The sequence below is a fragment of the Streptomyces sp. UF-297 genome (assembly GCF_058245575.1).
The window spans coordinates 1-25,533 of sequence record NZ_JBSIBZ010000060.1 but is presented as its reverse complement, the minus strand read 5'-3'; the positions used below and the strand labels follow the sequence as shown (position 1 = coordinate 25,533).

The 25,533-nt window shown below is 72.0% G+C and carries 19 protein-coding genes; 10 read left to right on the top strand and 9 right to left on the bottom strand.

Annotation, left to right across the window (positions count from 1 at the left end):
* Window positions 1–342 precede the first annotated feature (342 nt).
* On the top strand, window positions 343–2,106 hold the full coding sequence (locus AC4IJH_RS28535; protein WP_490854765.1) for a TIGR03767 family metallophosphoesterase: 1,764 nt from the start codon (window positions 343–345) through the stop codon (window positions 2,104–2,106).
* Between the two features lie 134 nt (window positions 2,107–2,240).
* A complete protein-coding gene (locus AC4IJH_RS28530) occupies window positions 2,241–3,416 on the top strand; it encodes a serine hydrolase domain-containing protein (protein WP_490854764.1) in 1,176 nt (391 codons plus the stop codon).
* 117 nt (window positions 3,417–3,533) lie between these two features.
* On the opposite strand, the gene AC4IJH_RS28525 is transcribed toward AC4IJH_RS28530, so the two are convergent.
* Both AC4IJH_RS28525 and pepN read right to left on the bottom strand, forming a co-directional pair.
* Window positions 3,534–4,553, bottom strand: coding sequence for a hypothetical protein (locus tag AC4IJH_RS28525; RefSeq protein ID WP_490854763.1), 1,020 nt, complete (start codon window positions 4,551–4,553; stop codon window positions 3,534–3,536).
* A gap of 124 nt (window positions 4,554–4,677) precedes the next feature.
* On the bottom strand, window positions 4,678–7,266 hold the full coding sequence (gene pepN / locus AC4IJH_RS28520; protein WP_490854762.1) for an aminopeptidase N: 2,589 nt from the start codon (window positions 7,264–7,266) through the stop codon (window positions 4,678–4,680).
* A gap of 129 nt (window positions 7,267–7,395) precedes the next feature.
* Here pepN and AC4IJH_RS28515 point away from each other — a divergent pair, with 129 nt between their 5' ends.
* Window positions 7,396–8,037, top strand: a complete 642-nt coding sequence (locus AC4IJH_RS28515; protein WP_490854789.1) for a mycothiol-dependent nitroreductase Rv2466c family protein — start codon at window positions 7,396–7,398, stop codon at window positions 8,035–8,037.
* A 16-nt stretch (window positions 8,038–8,053) separates the two neighbouring features.
* On the opposite strand, the gene AC4IJH_RS28510 is transcribed toward AC4IJH_RS28515, so the two are convergent.
* The 4 genes from AC4IJH_RS28510 to AC4IJH_RS28495 form a co-directional block, all read right to left on the bottom strand.
* Entirely contained in the window at window positions 8,054–8,266 is a 213-nt protein-coding gene (locus AC4IJH_RS28510) for a hypothetical protein (RefSeq protein ID WP_490854761.1), read from the bottom strand.
* Window positions 8,267–8,406: 140 nt separating this feature from the next.
* Complete coding sequence (locus AC4IJH_RS28505; protein ID WP_490854760.1) at window positions 8,407–9,048, bottom strand: superoxide dismutase; 642 nt, start codon at window positions 9,046–9,048, stop codon at window positions 8,407–8,409.
* Between the two features lie 220 nt (window positions 9,049–9,268).
* Complete coding sequence (locus AC4IJH_RS28500; RefSeq protein ID WP_490854759.1) at window positions 9,269–10,726, bottom strand: amino acid permease; 1,458 nt, start codon at window positions 10,724–10,726, stop codon at window positions 9,269–9,271.
* A gap of 194 nt (window positions 10,727–10,920) precedes the next feature.
* Window positions 10,921–12,345 carry an amino acid permease gene (locus tag AC4IJH_RS28495; RefSeq protein ID WP_490854758.1) on the bottom strand — a complete coding sequence of 475 codons (1,425 nt, stop codon included), beginning with the start codon at window positions 12,343–12,345 and terminating at the stop codon, window positions 10,921–10,923.
* 315 nt (window positions 12,346–12,660) lie between these two features.
* On the opposite strand from AC4IJH_RS28495, the gene AC4IJH_RS28490 reads away from it, so the two are divergent.
* Window positions 12,661–13,278: a biotin transporter BioY gene (locus AC4IJH_RS28490; RefSeq protein WP_490854757.1), complete on the top strand. Its 618-nt coding sequence runs from the start codon at window positions 12,661–12,663 to the stop codon at window positions 13,276–13,278.
* Between the two features lie 108 nt (window positions 13,279–13,386).
* Here the strand turns inward: AC4IJH_RS28490 and AC4IJH_RS28485 are convergent, their stop codons facing one another.
* Window positions 13,387–14,178, bottom strand: coding sequence for a hypothetical protein (locus tag AC4IJH_RS28485; RefSeq protein ID WP_490854756.1), 792 nt, complete (start codon window positions 14,176–14,178; stop codon window positions 13,387–13,389).
* 117 nt (window positions 14,179–14,295) lie between these two features.
* On the opposite strand from AC4IJH_RS28485, the gene AC4IJH_RS28480 reads away from it, so the two are divergent.
* Window positions 14,296–16,311: a protein kinase domain-containing protein gene (locus AC4IJH_RS28480; protein WP_490854755.1), complete on the top strand. Its 2,016-nt coding sequence runs from the start codon at window positions 14,296–14,298 to the stop codon at window positions 16,309–16,311.
* On the opposite strand, the gene AC4IJH_RS28475 is transcribed toward AC4IJH_RS28480, so the two are convergent.
* A complete protein-coding gene (locus tag AC4IJH_RS28475; protein WP_490854754.1) occupies window positions 16,275–17,756 on the bottom strand; it encodes an amino acid permease in 1,482 nt (493 codons plus the stop codon). The genes AC4IJH_RS28480 and AC4IJH_RS28475 overlap by 37 nt on opposite strands.
* Before the next feature lie 168 nt (window positions 17,757–17,924).
* Between AC4IJH_RS28475 and AC4IJH_RS28470 the strand changes: the two genes are divergently transcribed.
* Complete coding sequence (locus tag AC4IJH_RS28470; RefSeq protein WP_490854753.1) at window positions 17,925–18,410, top strand: ribose-5-phosphate isomerase; 486 nt, start codon at window positions 17,925–17,927, stop codon at window positions 18,408–18,410.
* 167 nt (window positions 18,411–18,577) lie between these two features.
* Window positions 18,578–19,387: an Fpg/Nei family DNA glycosylase gene (locus AC4IJH_RS28465; RefSeq protein ID WP_490854752.1), complete on the top strand. Its 810-nt coding sequence runs from the start codon at window positions 18,578–18,580 to the stop codon at window positions 19,385–19,387.
* A gap of 49 nt (window positions 19,388–19,436) precedes the next feature.
* Here AC4IJH_RS28465 and AC4IJH_RS28460 read toward each other — a convergent pair whose 3' ends face one another.
* Entirely contained in the window at window positions 19,437–20,669 is a 1,233-nt protein-coding gene (locus AC4IJH_RS28460) for a GNAT family N-acetyltransferase (protein ID WP_490854751.1), read from the bottom strand.
* Between the two features lie 127 nt (window positions 20,670–20,796).
* Between AC4IJH_RS28460 and AC4IJH_RS28455 the strand changes: the two genes are divergently transcribed.
* The 3 genes from AC4IJH_RS28455 to AC4IJH_RS28445 all read left to right on the top strand — a co-directional run bounded on the left by AC4IJH_RS28455 (window position 20,797) and on the right by AC4IJH_RS28445 (window position 25,505).
* Window positions 20,797–21,939 (top strand): SpoIIE family protein phosphatase, encoded by a 1,143-nt coding sequence (locus AC4IJH_RS28455; RefSeq protein WP_490854750.1) that lies wholly within the window; start codon window positions 20,797–20,799, stop codon window positions 21,937–21,939.
* Between the two features lie 138 nt (window positions 21,940–22,077).
* Window positions 22,078–22,905, top strand: coding sequence for an ABC transporter ATP-binding protein (locus AC4IJH_RS28450; RefSeq protein ID WP_490854749.1), 828 nt, complete (start codon window positions 22,078–22,080; stop codon window positions 22,903–22,905).
* Complete coding sequence (locus AC4IJH_RS28445; RefSeq protein ID WP_490854748.1) at window positions 22,902–25,505, top strand: ABC transporter permease; 2,604 nt, start codon at window positions 22,902–22,904, stop codon at window positions 25,503–25,505. Before AC4IJH_RS28450 ends, AC4IJH_RS28445 begins: the two co-directional genes overlap by 4 nt.
* Window positions 25,506–25,533 lie beyond the last annotated feature (28 nt).

Below are 25,533 nucleotides of genomic sequence, written 5' to 3'. Positions count from 1 at the left end.
CCGTGGCCGCTGGAGTGGATCGGTGACCCTCGCCCAAAGGGGGCCGGGGGCGGGCCCGGCCCGCTTCCTCCCGGCCGCCGCCGGCTTGGCTGCACATCGCCTTGTATGTCGCCCATACCCCCGCTATTGGTGATGAATGGGTGCCCGTGCCGGGTGTCGCGGCGGGCCGTCGAGTCCCGGCCGGCGCCGGGTGCGCCACGGCTGAAGATCCCTGTGCGGTGCTCGGCGTACCGCGTTGCCGTGGTGTTCACGTGCAGGTCACCCCCGGTGTCAACGTTCAGTGGTGGAGGGGCCGTCGAGCGGTCCCGGCCCATCGCGTCCGTACCTGGGGGGAGCACGCGAATGTCCCGCAGCCTTCATCCGTCCCGTGTCCGCGCGGCCGTCGCCGCCATCGACCGCCGTACCTTCCTGGCCGCCACCTCGGCGGTGGGGGCCGCCACCGGCATCGGGTTGGCTTTCGGCCTCGGCGGTGACGCCAGGCCCGCCTCCGCAACGCCCGAGGCCCCGCCCGCCCGTGGTTTCGCACCGCACCCCCGGCCCACCCGGGCCCCCGTACCCACCCCCTTCACCCGGGGTACCACGCTGGTCTCGGTGGCCGCCGGGCGGCCCTCCGAGACCTCCTACCGGCGCCTGGCCCAGGGCCCCGCCTGGCAGCGGGTGGTCCGCACCGCGCTGGCCGCCGCCCGGCGCGGCCGCGCCCAGCGGCGCACCGTCCTGGCCGCCTTCGTGCAGTTCACCGATCTGCACCTGGTCGATGTGCAGAGCCCGCTGCGGTACGAGTTCCTGCGCACCCCGGACGCCAGCGCCTGGCGCCCCCAGGAAGCGCTGTCGGTGCCCGGCGTCGTCTCCCTGATCGAGCGGGTCAACGCGCTGCCCGGCGGCCCCGCCACCGGAGCGCCGCTCTCCTTCGTCATGACCACCGGCGACAACACCGACAACAACTCGGCCGTCGAACTGGACTGGTTCCTGACCGCCATGAACGGCGGGCGGATCACGCCCAACACCGGCGACCCGCAGTTCTACGAAGGCGTACAGAACAGCGGCCGCCCGCTGTACTGGCAGCCCGACAGCGATCTGCGCGACGCCGACAAGCGCCTGGGCTTCCCCCGCCTGCCCGGCTTCCTCGCCGCCGCCATCCGCCCCGTCGACAGCCCGGGCCTGCGCATCCCCTGGTACTCCACGCCGGGCAACCACGACTGGCTGCCCGGCGGCTGCTACGCGGCGGGCGACCCTTACTTCGCCGAGGTCGCCACCGGCGCCCGCAAGCTGGAGACGCTCCCGGCCGACCAGGCGCGGCGGGTGTGGCGGGCTCTGAAGAAGGGGCTGGACCCCCTGGGCGAGGAGTTCACCGGGCTGCTGCGCGAGCACGCCAAGAAGGCCAGGACCGTCACCCCCGACGAGCGGCGCGCGCCCTTCACCCGCTTCCAGTACCTCGCCGCACACCTCGACCCCTCCCGCACCGGCCCCGGCCCCACCGGCCACGGCTACTCCCTGGCCAACCTCGCCGAGGACCGCCTCCACTACACCTTCCCCGTCGCCGGGAACGTGCTGGGCATCAGCCTGGACACCACCGACCCCGGCGGCCACTACACCGGCTCGGTGGGCACCTCCCAACTGCGCTGGCTGGAGCGGACCTTGAAGGAGCACCGCGACTCCTACGTCCTGGTCTTCAGCCACCACACCAGCAAGACCATGCGCAACACCCGCCCCGACCCGGCCCGTCCGCACGAGAAGCGGCACAGCGGTGCCCGGCTCGTGCACCTGCTCTCGCGCCACCGCAACGTACTGGCCTGGATCAACGGCCACAGCCACATGAACGCCATCACCCCGCACGGCACCTTCTGGGAGATCTCCACCGCCTCGCACATCGACTTCCCCCAACTCGCCCGCGTCATCGAGCTGGTGGACAACCACGACGGCACGCTGTCGCTGCTGACCACCCTCGTGGAGTCGGCCGCCCCGCACCGTACGGATTTCGCCGATCTCTCCCAGACGGGCCTGGCCGCCCTCTACCGCGAGCTGTCCTTCAACGCGCCCGAGGCCCGCACCGATCTCGTGGGCACCGCGCCCGACCGCAACGCCGAACTCCTGCTGGAAAAGCCCTGATCGCCGCATTGCGGACATTGGCCGGTTGACGCTCAACCGGTACGGCACCTGACAACTCCCCACGATCCGGCGGAGTCCTGCCCCCCGACCGCAGCCAGGCGCAGCCCGCGCCTGGCGGGACCCAAGGGGACTCCATGTCAGCACCCGCACGTACCAAGCGGATCACCGTGGCCGGACTGGCCGTGCTCGCGGCGGTGAGCACCACCGTGCTCACCGCGCCCGCGGCGCTCGCCGCGAGCCCGGCCCCCGCGGCCGCCTCCACCACCGGCCACGAAAGGACCCAGGCCGCCCTGGACGCCGTCGTCAAGGCGGGCGCCCCCGGCGTGCTCGCCCGGGCCGTGGACGAGCGCGGCACCTGGAAGGGCACCGCGGGCCTGGGCGACCTGAAGAACCGGACCCCGCGCGGCGCCGAGGACACCTTCCGCGTCGGCAGCATCACCAAGACCTTCGTGGCCACGGTCCTGCTCCAACTGGAGGCCGAGGGCAGACTGAGCCTGGACGACACCGTCGAGACGTGGCTGCCCGGCCTCGTCCACGGCAACGGCCACGACGGCTCCAGGATCACCCTGCGCCAGCTGCTCAACCACACCAGCGGCATCTTCAACTACACCGCGGACGCCGAGATGCAGGACAAGCTCTCCCGCGGATTCTTCGAGCACCGCTTCGACACCGTCACCCCGCGCGAGCTGTTGCGCATCGCCCTGCGCAACAAGGCGGACTTCGAGCCCGGCACCGGCTGGAAGTACTCCAACACCAACTTCGTGCTGGCCGGCCTGGTCATCGAGAAGGCCACCAAGCGCTCGTACGCGAAGGAGATCGAGCGCCGCGTCCTCAAACCGCTCAAGCTGAGCGCCACCTACCTGCCCGGCACCCGCGTCACCCTGCCCGACCCGCACGGCCGGGCCTACTCCAAGCTCACCGACGACCCCAGCGCCAAGATCCACGACGTCACCGAGCTGAATCCCTCCTGGGGCGGCGCGGCGGGCGAGATGATCTCCACCACCGGCGACCTCAACCGCTTCTACCGCGCCCTGTTCGGCGGCCGCGTGCTGCCCAAGGCCCAGCTCAAGGAGATGCTCACCACGGTCGGCACCGGCGACGAACTGGGCGGCGCCCGCTACGGACTGGGCGTGTACGCCACCAAGCTCTCGTGCGGGGTGACCGTGTGGGGCCACGGCGGCGGCATCCACGGCTCCATATCCGAGGGCCTGACCACCCGTGACGCCCGCCACTCCCTGGCGCTCAACCTCAACGGCGACTACGCGGGGGACACCGCCTCGATCATCGAGGCGGAGTTCTGCGGCCGGTGACGCCCCGCGCCTGACGGCATGAGGGAGGGCGGGCCGCCGGGCCCGCCCTCCCTTCCCCTCCTGCTTCCCGGAGGTCCCCTGGTCCTCCGGTTTCCCCGGTGTTCCCGGGTTCCCCGATTACCTCGGCAGTACCACCACGTACGCCCCCGGGTCCCGGTCGGTGGCCGCGATCAGCGCCGTACGGACCACCGCCGCCTGCTGCTCCAGGGAATCCCGCAGCTTCCTCGGCGTGACGTGCACGACCGTGATGCCCAGGCGCTCCAAGTGCTCGCGCTTGCGGGCGTATTCGGACCACAGGGCGTCCTCCTCCTGGCGCGGTGCCCGCGCGTCGATCTCCAGTGCCACGGCCTGGTCGGGCCAGTACGCGTCCACCCCGCCCAGGTGCGGGCCGCCGGGCAGGCGCAGATCCACGTTCCACAGCGGGTCGGGCAGGCCGTACTCGCGCACCATCGCGTAGAGCCGTCCCTCGGCCATCGCCCGCCCCTCGGCCAGCAGGGAGTCCACCGCGTCCACCACGTGCGGCCGGTTCAGCAGCCGGGCCTGGGTCAGCTCCCTTACCACCGAGGCCGCCTCGCAGTGCCCGCCGCGCACCGCCTCGGTCAGCAGCCGGCGTACGGCGGAGGCGTCGGCGAGCTGGGCGACCGCGTCGGCCAGCGCTCTGGGAACGGGGGCGACCGGTACCCCGGTGAGCTGCTGCGGCTGGGGGAGGGTGTGCGCGCGGACCACATGCGCGAAGCCGGTCGAGCGCAGCCGGCGGGTGCGCGCCACCAGGACGTCGATCCGGTCCAGGGAGAGCAGCGGGGGAGCGGAGGCGAAGCGGTGCAGGGCCAGCGCCGCCAGTCCGGTGATCATCGCGCTGTCGTCGGCGTCCCTGGCGCCCTGCTGCGGCACGGCCGGGGCGCGGCCGGCGGCGTACATCACCACCGCGTGCAGCCGCTCCTCGCTGGTGGGCGGCCCCGGGTGCAGCAGGTGCACGCCCGGCAGGATCTGCTGCCAGGGGCCGCCGGGGCGGCAGCGCTCGGTGGTGTCCGTCGCCGAGACCCCGTGCTCGCGCAGCTGGCGGGAGGTCATGACGCGCAGCTGGACGTCGGTGAGGTGGCGGAGGGGGCGGGGCGAGAGCGGGGTGTTGTGGTTCATGACCCGGCCATTCCCGCCCCCGATCCGCCTCCTAACCGCTGTTACACGCCCGTCGACAAATCCGGACAACCCCGTCCTAAAGTACGGGCGTTCGACTGCCGAAAAGGGCAGGTCCGGACGGGGGTTACGGCCTGTTGGCGGCCGCTGCGTCACAAGCTTGTGCCCGCAGTGCCCGCGCCAGATCGTCGTGCTCCTCCGAGACCAGCCGCCGCAGCGCGGGGGCCGCCTGCGGGTGGGAGGCCAGCCAGGTCTCCGCCGCCTCCAGCGTCGCCGCGTCGCCCTGGAGCGCGGGGAAGAGCCCGCGTACCACGGCCATCCCGATCTCGATCGAGCGCTGCTGCCAGACCCGCTCGATCGCCTCGAAGTACTTCGGTGCGTACGGCGCCAGCAGCTCGCGCTGACCGGCCTGCGCGAAGCCTGAAATCGTGGCCTCCACCAGGGCGTTGGACAGCGCGTCGGACTCCACCACATCCGTCCAGGCCTTCGCCTTGACGGCGGCGTCGGGCCGGGCGGCCAGGCAGCGCACGTGGTGCCGCTTGCCCGAAGCGGTGTCGTCCCGGGCCAGTTCGGCGTCGACGGCGGCCGCGCCGGCGGCGCCGTGCGAGGCCAGCGCCACCAGGAACGCCCAGCGCAGCTCCTGGTCCACCTCCAGGCCGTCGATGCGGGCACTGCCCGTCAACAGGCCCTGGAGCAGCTGGAGATCGGCCTGCGTGGTGGCCACCGAGGCGAAGAAGCGGGCCCAGGACAGCTGGTGTCCGCTGCCCGGCTGTGCCAGCCGCAGCTCGCGCAGCGCGCCCTGCGCCAGCTCCCTGGCGGCCTGTTCGCGCCGCTCGGGGGCGGTGTAGTGCGTCAGCGAGGCCCGGGCCTGGGCGTGCAGCGACTGCAGGACGCCGATGTCGCTCTCGCGGCCCGCGAAGCGCAGGACGAGGTCCAGGTAGTCGCGGGCCGGCATCAGCCCGTCCCGGGTCAGGCCCCACACCGCCGACCAGCACAGGGCGCGCGCCAACGGGTCGGTCAGCTGGCCCAGTTGGGTGCGCAGCGTGTCCAGCGACGCCGCGTCGAAACGGATCTTGCAGTACGTGAGGTCCTCGTCGTTGACCAGGATCAGCTCGGGCCGCTCGGCCCCCGCCAGCTCGGTGACGACGGTGCGCGGACCGGCGACGTCCAGCTCGGCGCGGGCGTAGCGCACCAGCGCCCCGTCGGCCTCCTCGCGGCGGTAGAGCCCCACCGCGACCCGGTGCGGGCGCAGTTCGGGGTGGGCGGCGTCCGCCTCCTGGAGCACGCTCAGCTCCGTGATGCGGTCCTGCGCGTCGTAAGTGGCCTGCGGGGTCAGCGAGTTGACCCCGGCGGTCTGCAGCCACGACCGGGACCAGGCGGCCAGGTCGCGCCCGGAGGTCTCCTCCAGCACGCTCAGCAGATCGCCCAGCTCGGTGTTGCCGTAGGCGTGCCGCTGGAAGTAGCGCCGCGCGCCCTCCATGAAGGCGTCCCGCCCGACGTAGGCCACCAGCTGCTTGAGCACGGAGGCGCCCTTGGCGTAGGTGATGCCGTCGAAGTTGAGCTTGGCGTCCTCCAGGTCCCGGATGTCGGCGGTGACCGGGTGGGTGGAGGGCAGCTGGTCGGCGCGGTACGCCCACGCCTTGCGGCCGTTGGCGAAGGTGATCCAGCCGTTGGTGAAGCGGGTCGCCTCCACCAGTGAGAGCGCTCCCATGAAGTCCGCGAAGGACTCCTTGAGCCACAGGTCGTCCCACCAGCGCATGGTGACCAGGTCGCCGAACCACATGTGCGCCATCTCGTGCAGGATGACGTTGGCCCGCCGCTCGTAGGAGGCGGTGGTCACCTTCCCCCGGAAGACGAACTCCTCGCGGAAGGTCACACACCCCGGGTTCTCCATCGCCCCGATGTTGTACTCCGGCACGAAGGCCTGGTCGTACTTCCCGAAGGGGTAGGGGAAGTCGAAGTGGTCGTGGAAGAAGTCCAGGCCCTGCTTGGTGACCAGGAAGATGTCGTCCGCGTCGAAGTGCTTGGCCAGCCCCTTGCGGCACAGCGCGCCCAGCGGGATCTCCAGCGCGCTGCCGTCCTTGAGGGTGCGGCGGTAGCTGTCGGAGACGTAGTGGTACGGGCCCGCGACGACGGCCGTGATGTACGTGGAGATCGGCTCGGTCGGCACGAAGTGGTATGTGCCGCCCCGGACCGGACCGTCCTGGGCGCCGTTGCTGAGGACCACCCAGCCCTCGGGCGCGGTCACCTCGAAGCGGAAGGGGGCCTTCAGGTCCGGCTGTTCGAAGTTCGCGAACACCCGGCGGGCGTCGGCCGGCTCGTACTGGGTGTAGAGGTAGACCTCGCCGTCCTCGGGGTCCACGAAGCGGTGCAGACCCTCACCCGTACGGCTGTAGGCGCAGCGCGCGTCCACCTCCAGGGTGTTCTCGGCGGCCAGGTCCGCCAGCGCGATCCGGGCGCCGTCGAAGACCTCGGCCGGGTCCAGCTCGCGGCCGTTGAGCCGGACGGCGGTCACGGCGGGGGCGACGAGGTCGGCGAAGCTGGTGGCGCCCGGCTCGGCGCAGCGGAAGCGCACGGTCGTGCGCGAGCGGAAGGTGCGGGCGGCCTCGCCCTGTTCCACGGCGGAGCGCACATCCAGCGCCACCTCGTACCCGTCGACGCTCAGCAGGCGGGCCCGCTCACGGGCCTCGTCTCGGGACAGATTCTCACCGGGCACGACGCGACTCCCTCGTCCTCGTCTCGAATATCGAACACGGGAATCATGGCACGCCGGGTGGTGGTTGAAGCTTTCACCGACCCACTTCCCAGAGGAGACACCGTGTCCGCGAACACCACCGACACCGCGATGGGCACCACGAAGACCCCGGCCGACTTCTGGTTCGACCCGGCGTGCCCCTGGGCCTGGATGACCTCCCGCTGGATGCTGGAGGTGGAGAAGGTCCGCCCGGTCGAGGTGCGCTGGCACGTGATGAGCCTGGCCGTCCTGAACGAGAACAAACTCGACGAGCTGCCCGAGGAGTACCGCGAGGCCATGCAGCCGGGCGGCCGGGCCTGGGCCCCGGTGCGCGTCTGCATCGCCGCCGAGCAGAAGTACGGCAACGAGGTGCTCGGCAAGCTCTACACCGCGCTGGGCACCCGCTTCCACAACCAGGGTCTGCCGCGCACCCGCGAGACGATCCTGGACGCTCTTGAGGAGGCCGGCCTGCCCGCCGAACTCGCCGACGCCGCCGACACGGACGCCTACGACACCGAGCTGCGCGCCTCGCACGCGGCCGGCATCGACCTGGTCGGCCAGGAGGTCGGCACCCCGGTGATCGCGGTGCCCGGCTCCGACGGCGAGCAGATCGCCTTCTTCGGCCCGGTCGTCACCCCGGCCCCCAAGGGCGAGCAGGCCGCCCAGCTGTGGGACGGCACCCTGCTCGTCGCCTCGATCCCGGGCTTCTACGAGATCAAGCGCACCCGCACCCAGGGGCCGGTTTTCGACTGACCCGGCTGCGGACCGGTCAGTCCAGGGGCGGCATCTTCCCCGGGGCGTCGGTGGTCGACCAGCGGTAACGGACGTTGCGGCAGCCGCGCTTCTCGCACATCCAGTAGTCGTCGACGAAGGCGTCCTCGCCCTTGTCGATCCGCTTGCGGACCCAGTTCTTCTCCCGCTCGCCCTCCACCGGCCGGTGGGGCTCGTACTCCCTGCACGTGGTGCACCAGAGCTCCGTCATGCTGCCACTGTGCGCCGCCCGGCCGGGGCACAGAAAGGCCCCCGTGAGTCACGTCCTCACGGGGGCCTTTCCTTGATCCGCCTGCCTGGCGAAGGTTGAGAAGACGATCACGAGGCAGGGCGCTTCAGGGTGCTACGGCCTCACGGGGCCAGCAGCAGGTTGTTCGCGCGCTCCTTGGCGGCCGTGTAGCGCTTGGCCACGTCCTGCCAGTTGACGACCTGCCACATCGCCTCGATGAAGTCCACCTTCTGGTTCTTGTACTGAAGGTAGAAGGCGTGCTCCCAGGCGTCGAAGACCAGGATCGGGACCGAGCCCTGGCCGACGTTGCCCTGGTGGTCGTAGATCTGCTCCACGATCAGACGGCCGGTCACCGGCTCGTAGGCCAGCACGCCCCAGCCCGAACCCTGGGTGGTCGCCGAGGCCTTGGTGAGCTGGGCCTTGAACTTCGCGAACGAGCCGAAGCTCTCGGCGATGGCGTCCGCCAGCTCGCCGACGCCGTCCTTGTCCAGCGGCTCGCCGCCGCCCTCGCCGGTCATGTTGTGCCAGTAGATGCTGTGCAGGATGTGGCCGGAGAGGTGGAACGCGAGGTTCTTCTCCAGGCCGTTGATCGAGCCCCAGGCGTCCTTGTCGCGGGCTTCCGCGAGCTGCTCCAGGGTGTCGTTGGCACCCTTCACGTACGCCGCGTGGTGCTTGTCGTGGTGCAGCTCGATGATCTCGGGGCTGATGACCGGGGCCAGCGCCGAGTAGTCGTACGGAAGTTCAGGAAGTGTGTAGATGGCCATGCCGAGCCTCTCCAACTGCTTACGACCTCTAATTGCAATCAACTTGCAAGAGCACGCTATCAGCAGCAGTGATCATCGGCTGGGTCCGGGGCGGGGCTTGGACCCAAAGACCGAGGCGGGGGGGGGGGGGGGGGGGGGGGGGGGGGGACCTCGGTAGGAGGTCCCGCCCCGCCTGTGCTGCGCGTTGGCCGTCAGGCGCTTTTGCGCGCCGCGATCCGCTCTACGCGCCGCGATCCGCCGTGTCTGTCAGGTCCGCCGACGGCCGGGCACGCGAGGCCATCCGCTGCCGCAGATATCCGATGACCGCGAGCGCCACCGTGAGCCCGCCGGTGAAGTACAGCTGGACGCGGGTCTCGCCGTCGCGCAGCATCAGCAGCAGCACCGCCACCACGCCGAGCAGGGCCACCCAGGTCAGCACCGGGAACGCCCACATCCGTACGACCAGCCGCTCGGGCGACTCGCGCTCCAGCGTCCGGCGCATCCGCAGCTGGGCCGCGGCGATGAAGCCCCAGACCACCAGGACCGCGGCGCCGACCATGTTCAGCAGCCAGGTGAAGACGGTGTCCGGCCACCAGTAGCTGAACAGCACCGCGACGAAGCCGAAGGCGGAGCACATGAGCACCGCGCGGCGCGGGACGCCGCCGGAGACCTTGCTGAGGAAGGCCGGGCCCTGGCCGCGGGCGGTGAGGGAGTAGGCCATCCGCGAGGAGCCGTAGATGTTGGCGTTCATCGCGGACAGCAGGGCGATGAGGATGACGACGTTCATGATCTGGCCGGCCGCCGGGATCCCCAGGAGGTTCAGCACCGCCACATAGGGGCCGTCCTCCTTGACCGAGGGGTTCTTCCAGGAGATGACGGTGACGATGACCGCCATCGAGCCGATGTAGAAGAGGGCGATGCGCCACATCGCGGTCCGTACCGCAACGGCCACGCCGCGGACCGGGTTCTTGGACTCCGCGGCGGCGATCGTCACCGTCTCCAGGCCGCCGTAGGCGAAGACCGAGGCGAGCAGGCCGATCATGAGCCCGTCCAGGCCCTGGGGCATGAAGCCGCCGTCGCCGGCGAGGTGGGTGGCGCCCGGCGCCTGGGTGCCCGGCAGCACGCCGAAGATGGCGAGCAGGCCCAGGACGAGGAAGATGCAGATCGCGCTCACCTTCAGCGTCGCGAACCAGAACTCGAACTCGCCGAAGTTGCCGACGGCGGCGAGGTTCGTCCCGCAGAAGATCAGCATGAACAGCAGCACCCACATCCAGGACGGGGTGTCGGGGAACCAGCCGGTCATGATCTTCGCGGCGCCGATCGCCTCGGCGGCCACCGCCACACACAGCTGGACGCAGAACATCCACCCCGCGGTGAACCCCGCCCAGGGGCCGATCGACCGCTCCGCGTGCACGGACATGGACCCCGAGGCCGGGTTGGCCGCCGACATCTCGCCGAGCATGCGCATCACGAGCATGACCAGACAGCCCGATATCGCATAGGCGAGCACGATCGAGGGGCCCGCCGCCGCGATCCCCGCGCCGGAGCCGACGAACAGACCGGCGCCGATCACGCCCCCGAGGGCGATCATCGACAGGTGACGCTGCTTGAGGCCGTGGGAGAGCGGGGTGCCGCTGTCCGTGGTGGCCTGGCCCGTCGTCTCGCGCGCGGGCGCGGTGGACGAAGGTGTCCGATTCATGGTCGTACCTGTCCCGTTATGTGAGAGGGGAGCGGGGCGGGGGTGCTGATGGGGCGGAAAAGTTCGCTCAGTCTGAGCGCCGGTGTCCGCTCAGGGCAACACTCGTGCAGGAGTTGTTCGCTATTCAGACGAGATCGTGACCGTCTGTGTTCGCTGTGTGCCCACGGCGGCGCATGTGCGCCATGGGACGACGCTCAGTGACGGGACGCCGTACCCGCACGCTTGGCGCGCAGCTCCCGCAGACCCGCGAAGAGCAGCACCGCACCGGTGGCCGCCGCCGACCACAGCAGCTGCGGACGCGCCCCGTCGTCGGTCAGCATCAGCACCAGCACCACGGCCATCCCGGCCAGCGCCGCCCAGGTCAGCCAGGGGAAGCACCACATCGGCAGGGTCAGCTTCTCGGGCGCCTCGGCCTCGATGCGGCGGCGCAGCCGCAGCTGCGAGACGGCGATCAGACCCCAGACGAACAGCAGCACCGCGCCGACCGAGTTGAGCATGTAGAGGAAGACCGAATCCGGCCACTTCAGATTGAGCAGCACCGAGACGAACCCGAAGGCGACCGAGGCCAGCACGGCCCGGCGCGGCACCCCGCCCTTGGACACCTTCAGCAGCGCGCGCGGCGCCTCGCCCCGCTCCGCCAGCGAGAAGACCATCCGCGAGGAGCCGTACAGATTGGCGTTCAGCGCGGAGAGCAGCGCCACGAACACCACGATGTTCATGATCTGGCCGGCGCCCGGCACCCCGATGTGGTCCAGCACCGCCACGTACGGGCTCTGGCCCGCGTGCATCGAGGACCACGGCAGCAGCGTCACGATGACCAGCATCGAACCGACGTAGAAGAACAGGATCCGCCACACCGCGCTGCGCACCGCCCGCGCCATCGAGCGCGCCGGGTCGTCCGACTCGGCCGCCGCGATGGTGACGACCTCCAGGCCGCCGAAGGCGAAGACCACGGCCAGTACGCCGGAGACCACGCCCGCCCAGCCGTTGGGCAGAAAACCGCCCTGCCCGGTGAGGTTGGCCAGCCCCACCGCGTCGGTGTCGGGCAGCACGCCGAAGATCGCCAGCAGGCTCAGCGCCAGGAAGAGCACGATCGCGCCGACCTTGAGCGCCGCGAACCAGAACTCGAACTCACCGAAGTTCTTCACGGCCGTGAGATTCGCCGCCGTGAACACCACCATGAAGATCAGCACCCAGCCCCACTGCGGGACGGCGGGCACCCAGCCGTTGGCGATCTGCGCCGCCGCGGTGGCTTCCACGGCCAGCACGACCACCAGCAGGAACCAGTACAGCCAGCCGACGCTGAAGCCCGCCCAGCGCCCCAGCGCCCGCTCCGCGTGCACCGAGAACGCGCCGGACGCCGGCATCGCCGAGGACATCTCGCCCAGCATCCGCATGATCAGCATCGCCAGCGCACCGGCGATCAGATACGAGAGCACGATGCCGGGCCCGGCCACCGAGATCCCGGCGCCGGAGCCCACGAACAGGCCCGCGCCGATCACCCCGCCCAGCCCGAGCATGGTCAGGTGGCGCTGCTTGAGCCCGCCGGACAGCGGTTCTTTCGCGCCGTCGGCCGGGCGCGGCTCGGCGGCGGTCTTGGTGTCCTTGGCGTCGTGCATGGGGCCCGTACTCTCGCGATGGATCTCTCGATCTCCGGATTTTTGGGAGATCCCCACAGTGTCCCCGCAGGGTACGCGCTACCACAAAATGCGCCACCGGCCGCGGCTGCCGCCGTGATGAGCATCACGTGACCTGGTGCAACGGCCGCCGGTGCGGCACGGCGTGGGATCCTCACGATTGTTCGGAAGCCTCCAAGGCGGCCGGTGCGCCTTTGTCGCCGACACACGATGATCGCGCCCGGTCCGCTGAACTAACGTCAACGCGTCGTTGCCCGTCCCACCGTCCCGTACCCGTCTCACACCCGCGGAGTCTTGATGAGTTCAGCAGCCGCCCCCCTCAGCGCAGGCGCCACCGGCCGTACCGGCACGGTCCTGGCCGACCTGCTGCCCGCCGCCACCGCAGGGCGCGCCCGCGTCCGCGACGCCGCACTGATCCTCGGCGGCGCCGCGCTCACCGGCATCGCGGCCCAGATCGCCGTCCCCGTCCCGGGCTCGCCGGTCCCGGTCAGCGGCCAGACCTTCGCCGCCCTGCTCGTCGGCACCGCGCTCGGCGCCCGCCGCGGCTTCCTCTCCCTGGCGCTGTACGCGCTCGTCGGCATGGCGGGCATGCCGTGGTTCGCGGAGGCGAAGGCCGGCGCGGCCTTCCCGTCCTTCGGCTACGTGCTCGGCATGCTGCTCGCCGCGACCGTCGTCGGCGCGCTGGCCCGCCGTGGCGCGGACCGCTCGGTGCTGCGTACCGCGGGCGCCATGGCCGCGGGCTCCGCGATCATCTACGCGGTCGGCGTCCCCTACCTGGCGCTGGCCGCCGACCTGTCGCTGTCCGAGGCCGTCGCCGCGGGCCTGGTCCCCTTCCTCATCGGCGACGCCCTCAAGGCCGCGCTCGCCATGGGCGCGCTGCCCACCGCCTGGAAGCTGCTCGGCCGCCGCGGCTGAGGCGTCCGGCACCACGGAGCACAGGCCGGGCCCCGCACCACCGATGTGGTGCGGGGCCCGGCCTTGTGCGTACGGGGCCGCCCGCAAGCAGGTACCGGCCCCGGCGGCTCAGCGGCGCTCGGCCCTGCGGGAGGGTCCGCGCGTCAGCCACAGTCCGCCGCCGCCGGCGAGCAGCAGCGCGGCGGCGACGCCGGCCATCGGCAGCACGTCCGGGGGGCCGGTGTCGGGCAGCTTGTCCTGCGGGGGATTCTGGCCGTCCTTGCCGGGAGCGTCAGGGCCGGAAGGGTCGGCGGGAGGGGCAGGGGTGGAAGGGGTGGTGGGTGAGGGGCTGGGGGAGGCGCCGCCGGCGGCCGTGGCGTTCTTGACGCCCAGGAGCAGGGGTGTGTCGGGTGCGTCCGGAATCGGCTTGGAGGTTCCGAAGTCGACCGGACCCTGTTGCCAAAGGAGCGTTTCGGTGTCGCCGAGTGTCACCGGAAGGCAAATCTGCCCTTCCTGCTTGAGGTCGAAGGATGCGGTGACTTTGTACGAGCGGCTCTTTCCGCTCTCCAGCTTGTCGATGGCGCAGGCGAATCCGCTGTTTGACCCCTTCGGGAGCTTTTCTTTCGGAATCTGCGCGCAGCCCTCAACGTTTTTGACCGTAAGCCCCTTGAAGCCGACGACCGAGAGGCGGATCGCATCGGTGGCGGCGGAGCCGTTGTTGGTGACCTTGGCGGTCAGTGATGTGGCGTCGGAGTCGTTGTCGACAGAGATCGTCTTCGGGAGTTCGGTGGTGAGTTTGTACCCGGACGGCACGCTCGGCCCCGGCTTGCCGCCCTGGCTGCTGCCGGGCTCCGGCTCGGCCGCGTACGCCGCGCCGCCGGAGCCGACCGACAGCAGCAGCGCGGCGGCAACGGCACTCACCGATACCGCACGCTTTCCGGTATGAATCCTGTGCATTTCTGAGCCCCCCTATCTCCATCCCCTTCTGGGATATTTGAGGGGTACCACAAGATTCCGCACACGCTGTGGGGGCAGGGAATGGTGGGGAATTCGAGTCAAGCGAGGCTGGGGCGATTGGCGGTCGGTCGTTACCGGCTTCTGGAACTGATCGGTCGAGGCGGAATGGGATCGGTTTGGCGCGCGCGGGACGAAATCCTGGACCGGCTGGTGGCGGTCAAGGAGATACGCATCGACGAGCTGGCCGGGGAGGAGAGCGAGATCCAGCGCGAGCGCAGCCTGCGCGAGGCGCGGGCCACCGCCCGGATCGACCACCCCAACGTGGTGCGCGTCCACGACGTGGCCGAGGAGGGCGACCGGCTGTGGATCGTGATGCAGCTGGTCAACGCCCGCTCCCTGGAACAGATCCTGGTCCAGGACGGCCCGCTGGCACCGGAAGGGGCGGCCAGGATCGGCCGCGGGCTGGTGCGCGCGCTGCACGAGGTGCACGCGGTGGGCGTGCTGCACCGCGACATCAAGCCGGGCAACGTCCTCATCGACGAGCGCGGCGAGGTGGTGCTGACCGACTTCGGCATCGCATCGATGCAGGACCTGGCCGGGCTCACCATGGCGGGCATGCTCATCGGCTCGCCGGACTACATGGCGCCCGAGCGGGTCGAGGGCAAGACCCAGGGACCGCCCTCGGACCTGTGGTCGCTGGGCGCCACCCTGTGCGCCGCGCTGGCAGGGCAGTCGCCGTTCACCCGCCCCACCACACTCGCCACCCTGCACGCGGTCCTGTACGAGGAGCCGCAGATCCCGCCCGCCGCCGGTCCGCTGCGCGAGCTCCTGGCCGCACTGCTGCGCAAGTCCCCGCAGGACCGCCCCACCCTGCCCGTCGTGGCCCAGACCCTGACCGCCCTCTTCCCCGCCGACCCGCCAGAATCCCGTACGCCCACGGTCGCGCGGCCACCGAGCGCACCGCCGGCCGAGGCGCCGCCTGTTGAGCCCGAGCCCGAGCCCGCTGCCGGTCCCGGCACCGTGAGCTATACGCCCACCGTGGCCGACGTACCCGCCGAGATCCCGGCCCCCCACAGCAGGGCCACGGTGAACGGGACACCGGGTGCGGCAGAAGTGACGACGGAAGCCGGAGAGGCAGAGGAAGCCGAGGAGACGGCGGAAGAGGAGGAGACGGAAGAAGCGCAGGCACCGGAAGCACCGCAAGAAGCAGCACCGGAAGCACCGCAGGAAACGGAAGAGGTCGCCCCCGAGCCCACCCCCGCCGCCGCCACCGACCTCACCGAACCCACGTCACACGAGCCCGAGCCTGCGCCCGACCCCCACCCCCACCCCCACCCCGACTCCGGCCCCGAGCCCGCCCCCGAGCCCGACGCCCCGCACAGCGCCGTACGCACCGAACCGCCCGAGCAGCGCCCGGCCCCCGAACAGGAACAGTCACCTCCCGACCAGGAGCAGTCACCGCAGCCCGACCACAAGCCACCACCGCGGCCCGCCGAGGACCAGCCGCTGGCCCGCACCCGCCGCCCCGCCCGCCGGGCGCTGCTGGCCGCCGGGACCGTGGCCGCCTCCGCCGCGGCCGTGGCGGGGATCATGCTGGCCACCCGGGGCGGCGGCACCGACAACCCCCCGGTGCAGACCGCCACCAGCCGCCCGCCGACCCAGGCGTCCGCCACGGACGGCGCCCGGCGCTTCGAGGAGGGCTTCAACTGGGTGCCGCCCGCGGGCTTCAACCGCACGCAGGAGAGCCCCCGCGTCATCCGCTACTTCGCCACGGACGGCACCATCGAGATCTCCGCCCGCCAGAAGCCGCAGGAGGGCGGCGACCTGCTCGCCAACTGGCAGCAGTTCGAGGCGCAGCAGCACAATGTGCCCGGCTACCAGAACCTGCGTCTGGAGCGGACGACCTTCCAGGGGAAGCCCGCCGTCATCTGGGAGTTCGCCTTCCTGCGCAACGGCGAGACCCCCGCGCACGGGCGGCAGCTCGGCTTCCGTACCAAGGGCCGGACCTACTCGCTGAACATGTGGTACCTGGACTCCGCCGAGGCCACCGCCCTGCGCATCTACGACCGGGTCTCGGAGTCCTTCCGCACGTCCTGACCCGACGGGCCCGACGCACCCGAGGCCACGCCCTGGGCGGCCCGACGCCGCTGCAGCACCAGCCCGACCACCAGCACCAGCGCACCCACGACCACCGACATCACCATCTGGGTCCGCCCGTCGGGGTTGTAGAACATGTAGCCCACGACGAAGAGGATCAGCCCGATGGTGGCGTACGTCAGTCCGGGGTAGAGCCACATCCGTACCGTCAGCCGCTCCGGCATCTCCCGCTCGATGACCTTGCGCATCTTCAGCTGCGAGAAGCAGATGACGAGCCAGACGAACAGCGCCACCGCGCCCGAGGAGTTCAGCAGGAACTGGAAGACGGTGTCCTTGGAGGTGTAGCTGAAGATCGTGGCGACGAAGCCGAAGGCGACCGAGGCCCAGATCGCGACGGACGGCACGCCGCCCTTGTTCAGCCGGGTGAAGGACTTCGGCGCATCCCCGCGCTCGCCGAGCGAGAAGGCCATCCGGGAGGCCGTGTACAGGCCCGAGTTCAGGCAGGAGAGCACCGCGCACAGCACGATGACGTCCATGACCGTGCCCGCGTAAGGGATCTTCAGGGACTCCAGCACCGCCACGTACGGGCTCGCCTTGACCGCCGGGTCGTTCCACGGCAGCAGCGTGACGATCACGGTGATCGAGCCGATGTAGAAGAGCGCGACGCGCCAGATGACGCTGTTGACGGCCTTGCGCACGGCCACCACCGGGTCCGGCGACTCGCTCGCCGCCAGGGTGACGATCTCGCTGCCCATGAAGGAGAAGACCACCAGCAGCATGCCGGAGAGGATCGCGCCCGGCCCGTTGGGCAGGAATCCGCCCTGCCCGGTCAGGTTCGTCATGCCCACCGCCGCGTCGCCCGGCGGCATGCCGAAGATCGCCAGCGCGCCGATCACGATGAAGACGACGATCGCCACCACCTTGATCCCGGCGAACCAGAACTCGAACTCGCCGAAGGACCCGACCGAGATCAGGTTGGTGCCGGTCAGCACGATCATGACCAGCAGCGCCCAGGCCCACTGCGGGACGGCCGGCACCCAGTTGGTGAGGATCGCCGCGGCCGCGGTCGCCTCCACGGCCAGCACCACCGACCAGAAGAACCAGTACAGCCAGCCGATGGTGAAGCCCGCCCAGCGCCCCAGCGCCCGGTCCGCGTAGGCGGAGAACGAGCCGGAGGTGGGGGAGGCGGCGGCCATCTCGCCGAGCATCCGCATCACCAGGACGACCAGCAGGCCCGTCAGCAGGTAGGAAATGAGGATGCCGGGACCGGCGGCGGAGATGCCTGCGCCGGAGCCCACGAAGAGCCCGGCACCGATCACGCCGCCGATGGCGATCATCGACAGATGGCGGTTCTTGAGTCCTGCCTGCAGTCCGTCCTGCGTGGGGCCCTTGCCGGGGTCTCCGGTCGTCGGGGCCACCGTCTTGGTCGGCGGGGGCGCGCCCATGTGCACCGTCCTTGTGTGGTTCTCAAGTTCGAGTCCCCGCATTAGATCTTCGTTAACAAGCGTTTTGGAAGATCTGAGTCCAGATCGTTGCCGGAGTCGCGGGAATCGTTCTTTCGTACGAAGACCCGGCAGCGCCTACCCCGGCCCGCGCATGCCACACTCAGGGGCATGCGCGTCTACCTCGGCTCCGATCACGCCGGTTACGAACTGAAGAACCACCTCGTCCAGTGGCTCGAGGCCAACGGCCACGAGCCCGTCGACTGCGGTCCCCACATCTACGACGCCCAGGACGACTACCCGCCGTTCTGCCTGCGCGCCGCGGAGAAGACGGCCGCCGACGCGGACAGCCTGGGCATCGTCATCGGCGGCTCCGGCAACGGCGAGCAGATCGCCGCCAACAAGGTCAAGGGCGTACGGGCCGCGCTGGCCTGGAGCGAGGAGACCGCCAAGCTGGGGCGCGAGCACAACGACGCCAACGTCATCAGCATCGGCGGGCGGATGCACTCCCAGGAAGAGGCGACCAAGTTCGTCGAGGTCTTCCTGAGCACCCCGTACTCCGGCGAGGAGCGCCACACCCGCCGCATCGCCATGCTCTCCACCTACGAGACCACCGGCGAACTCCCGCCCGTCCCGGCCCACCACCCCCAGCCGTAGTTTTTCATCCCCCAACGGGAGGTGACGGGCCGGAGCGGCCTGGTGTGCGGACGTAAAGCGAAGCAGTCCGCACACCAGGCCGCGCGGGCCCGTCACCGCACCCGACAGCCCCGCGCGGCGGACAGCAGCCCGCCGCAGGCGCAATGGCGCAGCACGAGGAGACCCGCATGCCCGAGGGGCACACCATCCACCGCCTCGCGCTGGACTACCGTGCCCGCTTCGGCAAGCAGAAGGTCCGGGCCACCAGCCCCCAGGGCAAGTTCTCCGACAGCGCGGCCTTGATCGACGGCCAGACCCTGACCAGCACCGAAGCCCACGGCAAGCACCTTTTCCTCGGCTTCGCCGAGACGGGCTGGGTCCACATCCACCTGGGCCTCTTCGGCAAGCTCACCTTCGGCGACACCCCCGCCCCACCCCCCACCGACACCGTACGGCTGCGCCTGGCCGGCCCCACCGCGTACGCCGACCTGCGCGGCCCCACCACCTGCGCCCTGATCACCGACGGCGAGAAGCAGGCGATACACGACCGGCTGGGCCCCGACCCGCTGCGTCCGGACGCCGATCCGGAGCGCGCCTGGGCCCGGATCAGCCGCAGCCGCACCACCGTCGCCGCGCTGCTGATGGACCAGAAGGTCATCGCGGGCGTCGGCAACGTCTACCGCGCCGAGGTCCTTTTCCGGCACCGGATCGACCCGTACCGCCTCGGCCGCGATCTCAGCCGGTCCGAATGGGACGCGATCTGGTCCGATCTGGTCGATCTGATGCGCGAGGGCGTCCGCCTCAACCGCATCGATACGGTCAGGCCGGAGCACACCCCCGAGGCCATGGGGCGCCCGCCGCGGGTCGACGACCACGGCGGCGAGGTGTACGTCTACCGCCGCGCGCACCAGCCGTGCCACCTCTGTGGCGGCGAGATCCGCACCGCCGATCTCGCCGCCCGCAACCTCTTCTGGTGCCCCGGCTGCCAGCAGCGCTGACCCCCGGCGACCGGGGCCCGGCCCCAACTCCCGTACGCCGCCCGGGACGTCAGAACCCGTGCGGCAGCCACGGCCGCACATCGGAGCCGAAGGCCGTCGAGGCCTCCGCCAGCGCCCCGCGCCGCAGCTCCCGCACCCGCCCGGCCCCCGCCAGCGCCCGCAGCGAGAAGCCGCCCAGATACGCCGCGCCCAACTCCCGTACGGACAGCGCCAGATCGGCCGCATCGGTGGTACGGGCGCACGAGGCGCCCTTCCCGTCGCCGGTCAGCCGCCAACGCCCCTCGTTCCAGGGGCAGAACGCGTCCGTGACCTCCAGCACCACATCCACCGGCGCCGCGTACGTCCGCGCCTGGAGCGCCTCGCCCACCTGAACCAGCCGTACGAACAGCGACTCGCGCACGTTGATCCGGCACCGCCGCAGGTCCGACACCAGATGCAGCAGCGGGTCGTCGGCAGGACGGTTCCTGGAGGTGACACGCGAGGTCAGGTCGATGTCGAACAAATAGCGCCACAGCGCCCCGTACGCCACCGGGTCCAGCGCCTGGACGTCGCGGAGGAGGACCGTGCCGTCCGGGCCCGCCTCGTCCCACTCCGGCTTGACCGCGTAGCGCGCATAGCCGCGCACCTCGCCGTCGGCCTCGGCCAGGACGCACAGCAGCTCGCTGGCGCCGTCGCGGTTGGCGGGCGGGTCCAGCAGCGGCTGCCGCTCCCAGCCCGGCTGCCGGGCCAGCATGCCGGGCCGGTCCTCGACCAGACGGGCGTAGACCGCCTCGCATCGCGCCAGCGCCTCCTGCGGATCGACCAGCCGCAGCCGTACCGCGTCGGCGCCCTCGGGCACCCTCAGTCCGGCCCGCAGGGTGTCGACCGTCAGCGCCATCTGCTCCGTCGCGGCGCCGTACCCGAAGCGCCCGTAGATCCCGGGCTCGGACGCGGTCAGCACGGCCAGCGGCTCCTCGCCGCGGGCGCGTACGTCGTCCAGCTGGTGCCGCATCATCCGCGAGAGCAGCCCGCGCCGCCGGTGCGTGGGCTGGACCGAGACCATCGTCACACCGGCCGCCGGGACCAGTGATCCGCCCGGCACCGACAGGCGGAAGGAGAAGGCCCCCGCCGTGCCCACGCACTCGGCACCGTCCCACAGACCGAAGGAGCGCTCGGGCTCCGTCAGTTCCCGGTACAAGGCCCTTTCCTCAGGGGCCTCTTCGGGCTCGCCGAAGGCCCGCTCCAGCTTCGCGTACCACCCGTCCCACTCGGCCGGATCCAGCACCCGCAAGTCTGTCGTCATATGCCATGCCTAGCAGCACGTTCTCCGCCAGCGCGACCGCTTTTCGAACGCGGCTTCCCGCGAATGGGGCTGCCTGGCGCGCCGTGAATCGACGCGCCGCCGAACGGGTGGATAAGGTCCCAGAGCGATGGCAAGCGGAACGGGAGCAGAGACCCTGACGGCCCGGATGCGCAAAGGACTGCACCGGGTCCGCAACGCCGTGCGCAAAGCCGGGGTCGACTACTTCCGCGGCGACGGCTCCGACTGGATCGCCTTCGCCGCCCTGCTCATCGCCATCCCGGCCATCGCCTGCGGCACCGTCCTGCGCCCCGACTGGATCGCGCCCACCGCGCTGGTCCTGCCGGTCGTGGCGGGCGGCCTGCTGCTGCGCCCCGCCAGCCTGCTGGCCCTGTACGGGTCCTCCGCCGCCGCCCTGATCGTGGAGGCCGCGCTCCTGGGGCCGTACGACACCGGCCCTGACCGGATCACCCCCGGCACCGTCCTGGTGGTGGCCGCCTCCGGCCTCTTCGGGCTGGTCCTCGCGCAGTTCCGCAGCCGCGTCGGCGTCCCCTGGAGACGCGGCGGCACCATGCTCTTCGACCTGCGCGAACGTATCCGCGTCCAGAGCAAGCTGCCCAAGCTCCCGCCGGGCTGGCACCGCGAGATGGCGCTGCGCCCGGCCGGCGGCCAGTCCTTCTCCGGCGACTTCGTCGTCGCCTCGCGCACCCACGACGGCAACATCCTCGAAGTCGTGCTGACCGACGTCTCCGGCAAGGGCATGGACGCCGCCTCCCGCGCGCTGCTGCTGTCCGGCGCCTTCGGCGGCCTCCTGGGCTCCCTCCCGCCGCACGGCTTCCTCCCCGCCGCCAACGGCTACCTGCTGCGCCAGGACTGGGACGAGGGCTTCGCCACCTCGGTCCACCTGGTCCTGGACCTGGAGTCCGGCGACTACGAACTCCTCTCCGCGGGCCACCTCCCCGCCCTCCAGCTCAGCGCCGGTACGGGCCGCTGGGAGGAGAAGGCCGCCGAGGGCCCGCTGCTGGGCATCATGGACGGCGCCCAGTTCGACCCGGTCAAGGGCACCCTGCGCCCCGGTGACGTGCTGATGCTCTTCACCGACGGCCTGGTCGAGGCCGCCGACCGGGACATCGCCGAGGGCATCGACCGCCTCACCGGCGAGGCCGACCGCTATGTCGCCTCCGGTTTCGCGGGCGCCGCCTGGCACCTCATCGAGGCCGTCGCCAAGGACGTCAACGACGACCGCGCCCTCCTGCTGATCTGCCGGGACTGAAGGCGGGTCCACCCGCACCCCACCCCCATGGTCGGGTTTTCCCCACCCCTGATCCACCGGCGGCCGTCATGGTCCGGTACGGCTCTGCATCCGTACGTTCGACGTGTAGATCGGACGCACGAGACAGAGGACGAAACCATGGGCCTGCGCAGCAACCGACGCGATGTACGGGACCAGGTGACGTCCCCCGCCGCAGACGGGTCCGCCGCCGTGGAACTCCACGGCGTCCGCCGCCGGCACGGCCGCGGCTCCCAGGTCGTCCACGCCCTGCGCGGCATCGACCTCACCCTGCCCCGCGGCAGCTTCACCGCGATCATGGGCCCCTCCGGCTCCGGCAAGTCCACCTTCCTGCAGTGCGCCGCCGGGCTGGACCGGCCCACCGCCGGCTCCGTCCGCCTCGGCGGCACCGAGATCACCGGCATGAGCGAGAACAAGCTCACCGAACTGCGCCGCAGCCGCCTCGGGTTCGTCTTCCAGGCGTTCAACCTGCTGCCCTCCCTCACCGTCGAGCAGAACGTCCTCCTCCCGATGCGGCTGGCCGGACACCGCCCCGACCGCCGCCGCGCGGCCGAGGTCCTGGCCCAGGTCGGGCTGCACGAGCACGCGAGCCGCCGCCCCGGCCAGCTCTCCGGCGGCCAGCAGCAGCGCGTCGCCGTCGCCCGCGCGCTGGTCACCCGCCCCGACGTGGTCTTCGCCGACGAGCCGACCGGCGCCCTGGACACCCGTACCGCCGCCGAGGTCCTGGGCCTGCTGCGGCACGCCGTGGACACCCTCGGCGCGACGGTCGTGATGGTCACCCACGACCCGGTGGCAGCCGCCTGGGCCGACCGGGTCCTCTTCCTCGCCGACGGCTCCATCGCCGACAGCCTGGCCCGCGGCTCGGCCCAGCAGATCGCCGACCGCATGAGCACCCTCACGGCGTACGCACCCCGCGCGACGGCTCCCATGGCGGGCGCGGCGGTATGAAAGCCCTGACCAACGGTCTGGCCAGGGCGGCCGTCCGGTTCAAGCCCGCCGCGTTCGCCGGGACCTTCGTCGCGCTGGCCATGGCCGCGCTGATCGTCTGTGCCTGCGGCATCCTGCTGGAGACGGGCCTGCGGGCCTCCGTGCCGCCCAGCCGGTACGCCGCCGCCCCCGTGGTGGCCGAGGCCGACCAGAGCATCCGCTTCACCATCGGAAGCGGCGAGTCGCGCACCGAGGTCTCCCGGCCGGTCCCGGACCGGGCCCGCCTGAAGGCATCCCTGGCCGACGACATCGCCAAGGCGCCCGGCGTCGCCCGCGCCGTCGCGGACGTCACCTACCCCGCGCTCCTCAACGCCGGCTCCGGGAAGGGAGGTCCGGCAGCCTCCCCGGCCGCCTCCGTCACCGTCCACGGCTGGGGCTCGACCGCCTTCACCGGCACCCGGCTCTCCGACGGCGGCGCGCCCGGCAGCGGCGAAGCCGTACTGGACGCCGCCGCCGCGCGCGCCGCCGGGGTCTCCGTCGGCGACCGCGTCACCGTCACCGCCGCCGACGGCCCCCACCGGGTCCGCGTCCGCGGCCTCACCCGCGCGTCCACCGGCCCGGCCACCGGCCCCACCGTGTGGTTCTCCGACGCCGAGGCGCGCCGCCTGTCCGGCCACCCCGGCGCGGTCGACGCCATCGCCGTACTGCCCGCCCCCGGTACCACCACGGCCGAGCTGGCCCGGGCCGTGACCCGGGCCGTCGGCGACCGTGCCGAGGTCCGTACGGGAGAGGACAGGGGAGCGGTGGAGACGCCCGGCATGGCGACGGCCGAGGAGACCCTCACCGGCCTCGGCGGCTCCTTCGGCGGCGTCGCCGCGATGGTCGCCGCCTTCACCGCCGCCGGCACGGTCGCCCTCTGCGTGGGCCAGCGCAGCCGCGAGTTCGCGCTGCTGCGCGCCATCGGGGCGACCCCGCGCCAGCTGCGCCGCTCCATCGCCACCGAGGCGCTGCTGGTCGCGCCCGCCGCCGGGCTGCTGGGCTGCCTGCCCGGTATCGCGCTCGCCCGCTGGTGGTTCGGCGAGCTGAAGGACCGGGGCGCCGTCCCCGAGGCGCTCCAACTCCACGTCTCCTGGCTGCCGTTGGTGAGCGCCGTCGGCGTCTCCCTGCTCACGGCGCTGATCGCGGGCGCCGCCGCGGCCCGCAGGCCGGCCCGTATCAAGCCGGGCCAGGCCCTGGCCGAGTCCTCCGTGGAGCGCACCCGCCCCGGCACCATCCGTACGGTCCTCGGCGTGGCCGCCGCGGCCGGCGGAGTGTCACTGGGCGGCCTGGCCGCCGCCTCGAGCGGCGACAACGCCGCGAACGCCGCCTCCGGCATCGTCTTCCTGTTCATGCTCGCCGTCGCCCTGCTCGGCCCGCTGATCGCCCGGGCCTGCGCCTGGCTGATGGGGCTGCCCATGCGCGCCGCCTCCGCCTCCGCCGGCCTCGCCGCCGCCAACTCCCGCGCCAACGCCCGCCGTCTGGCCTCCGCGATCACCCCCATCGTGCTCGCCATGGCCTTCGCCTCGACGCTGGTCTTCCTGCACACCAGCGAGGAGCACGCCACCGGGGCCGAGCAGCGCGCCGCCGTCACGGCCGACCGCGTGCTCACCGCTCCGGCGGGAGGGCCCGGTCTGCCCGCCGGAGCCAGGGCCGAGGCCGCCGCCGTGGACGGCGTGCGCACGGCCGTGGGCGTGCTGCGCACCTCCGTCCTGATACCCACCGGCTCGGGCGAGGGCCGTGAGCTGCGCGGCACCTCCGCCCAGGGAATCTCCGGCACCGGCCGCGAACTGGCCGCCGTACAGGACCTCGGCGTCCGTACGGGCAGCCTGGACGCCCTGACCACCGAGCCCGGCACGGTCGCCGTCGACCGCCGCCTGGCCGACTCCGCGGGGGTACGGACGGGCGACCGCCTGCGGATGCGCCTGCCCGACGGCACCGCGGTGGCCCCGAAGGTCGTCGCGACCTACGACCGCGGCCTGGGCACCGCCCAGGTGACGCTGCCGCGCGCCGCCCTGGCCGCCCATGTCACCGCGGCCTTCGACACCGACATCCTGCTGCGCACCCACGACACGGCCGCCGCACCGCAGCGCGCCGCCGCCGCGCCCGCGACGGCCGCGGCCCCCGCCCGGGGCGGTCCCGACAAGGCCCTCGCCGCCCTGGGCACGGTCACCGACCGCGACGGCCTCGCCGCCTCGCGCAGCGTGGACCGCGAGGTCAACGCCTGGGCCAACTACACGATGGCCGCGGTCCTCGGCGGCTTCGCCGCGGCCGCCGCCGCCAACACCCTGGTGATGACCATCGCCGACCGCCGCCGCGAACTGGGCACCCTGCGCCTGATCGGCTCCACCCGCCGCCAGGTGCTGCGGATGGTCCGCTGGGAGGCGCTGCTGGTCGCCCTGTCCGGCATCGGGCTGGGGACGGCCATCGCCCTGGCGACGCTCGGCCCCATGGCCCGCGCCCTCACCGGTGAAGGGCCCTACATCCCACCGCACCTCTACGCCGCCTTCGCCCTGTCGGCGCTGGCCCTGGGCCTGGCCGCGACCGCGCTGCCCGCCCGGGCGGCACTGCGCAGCCGCCCCTGACACACCGGTGGCCCGGCGCCTCGTGCGC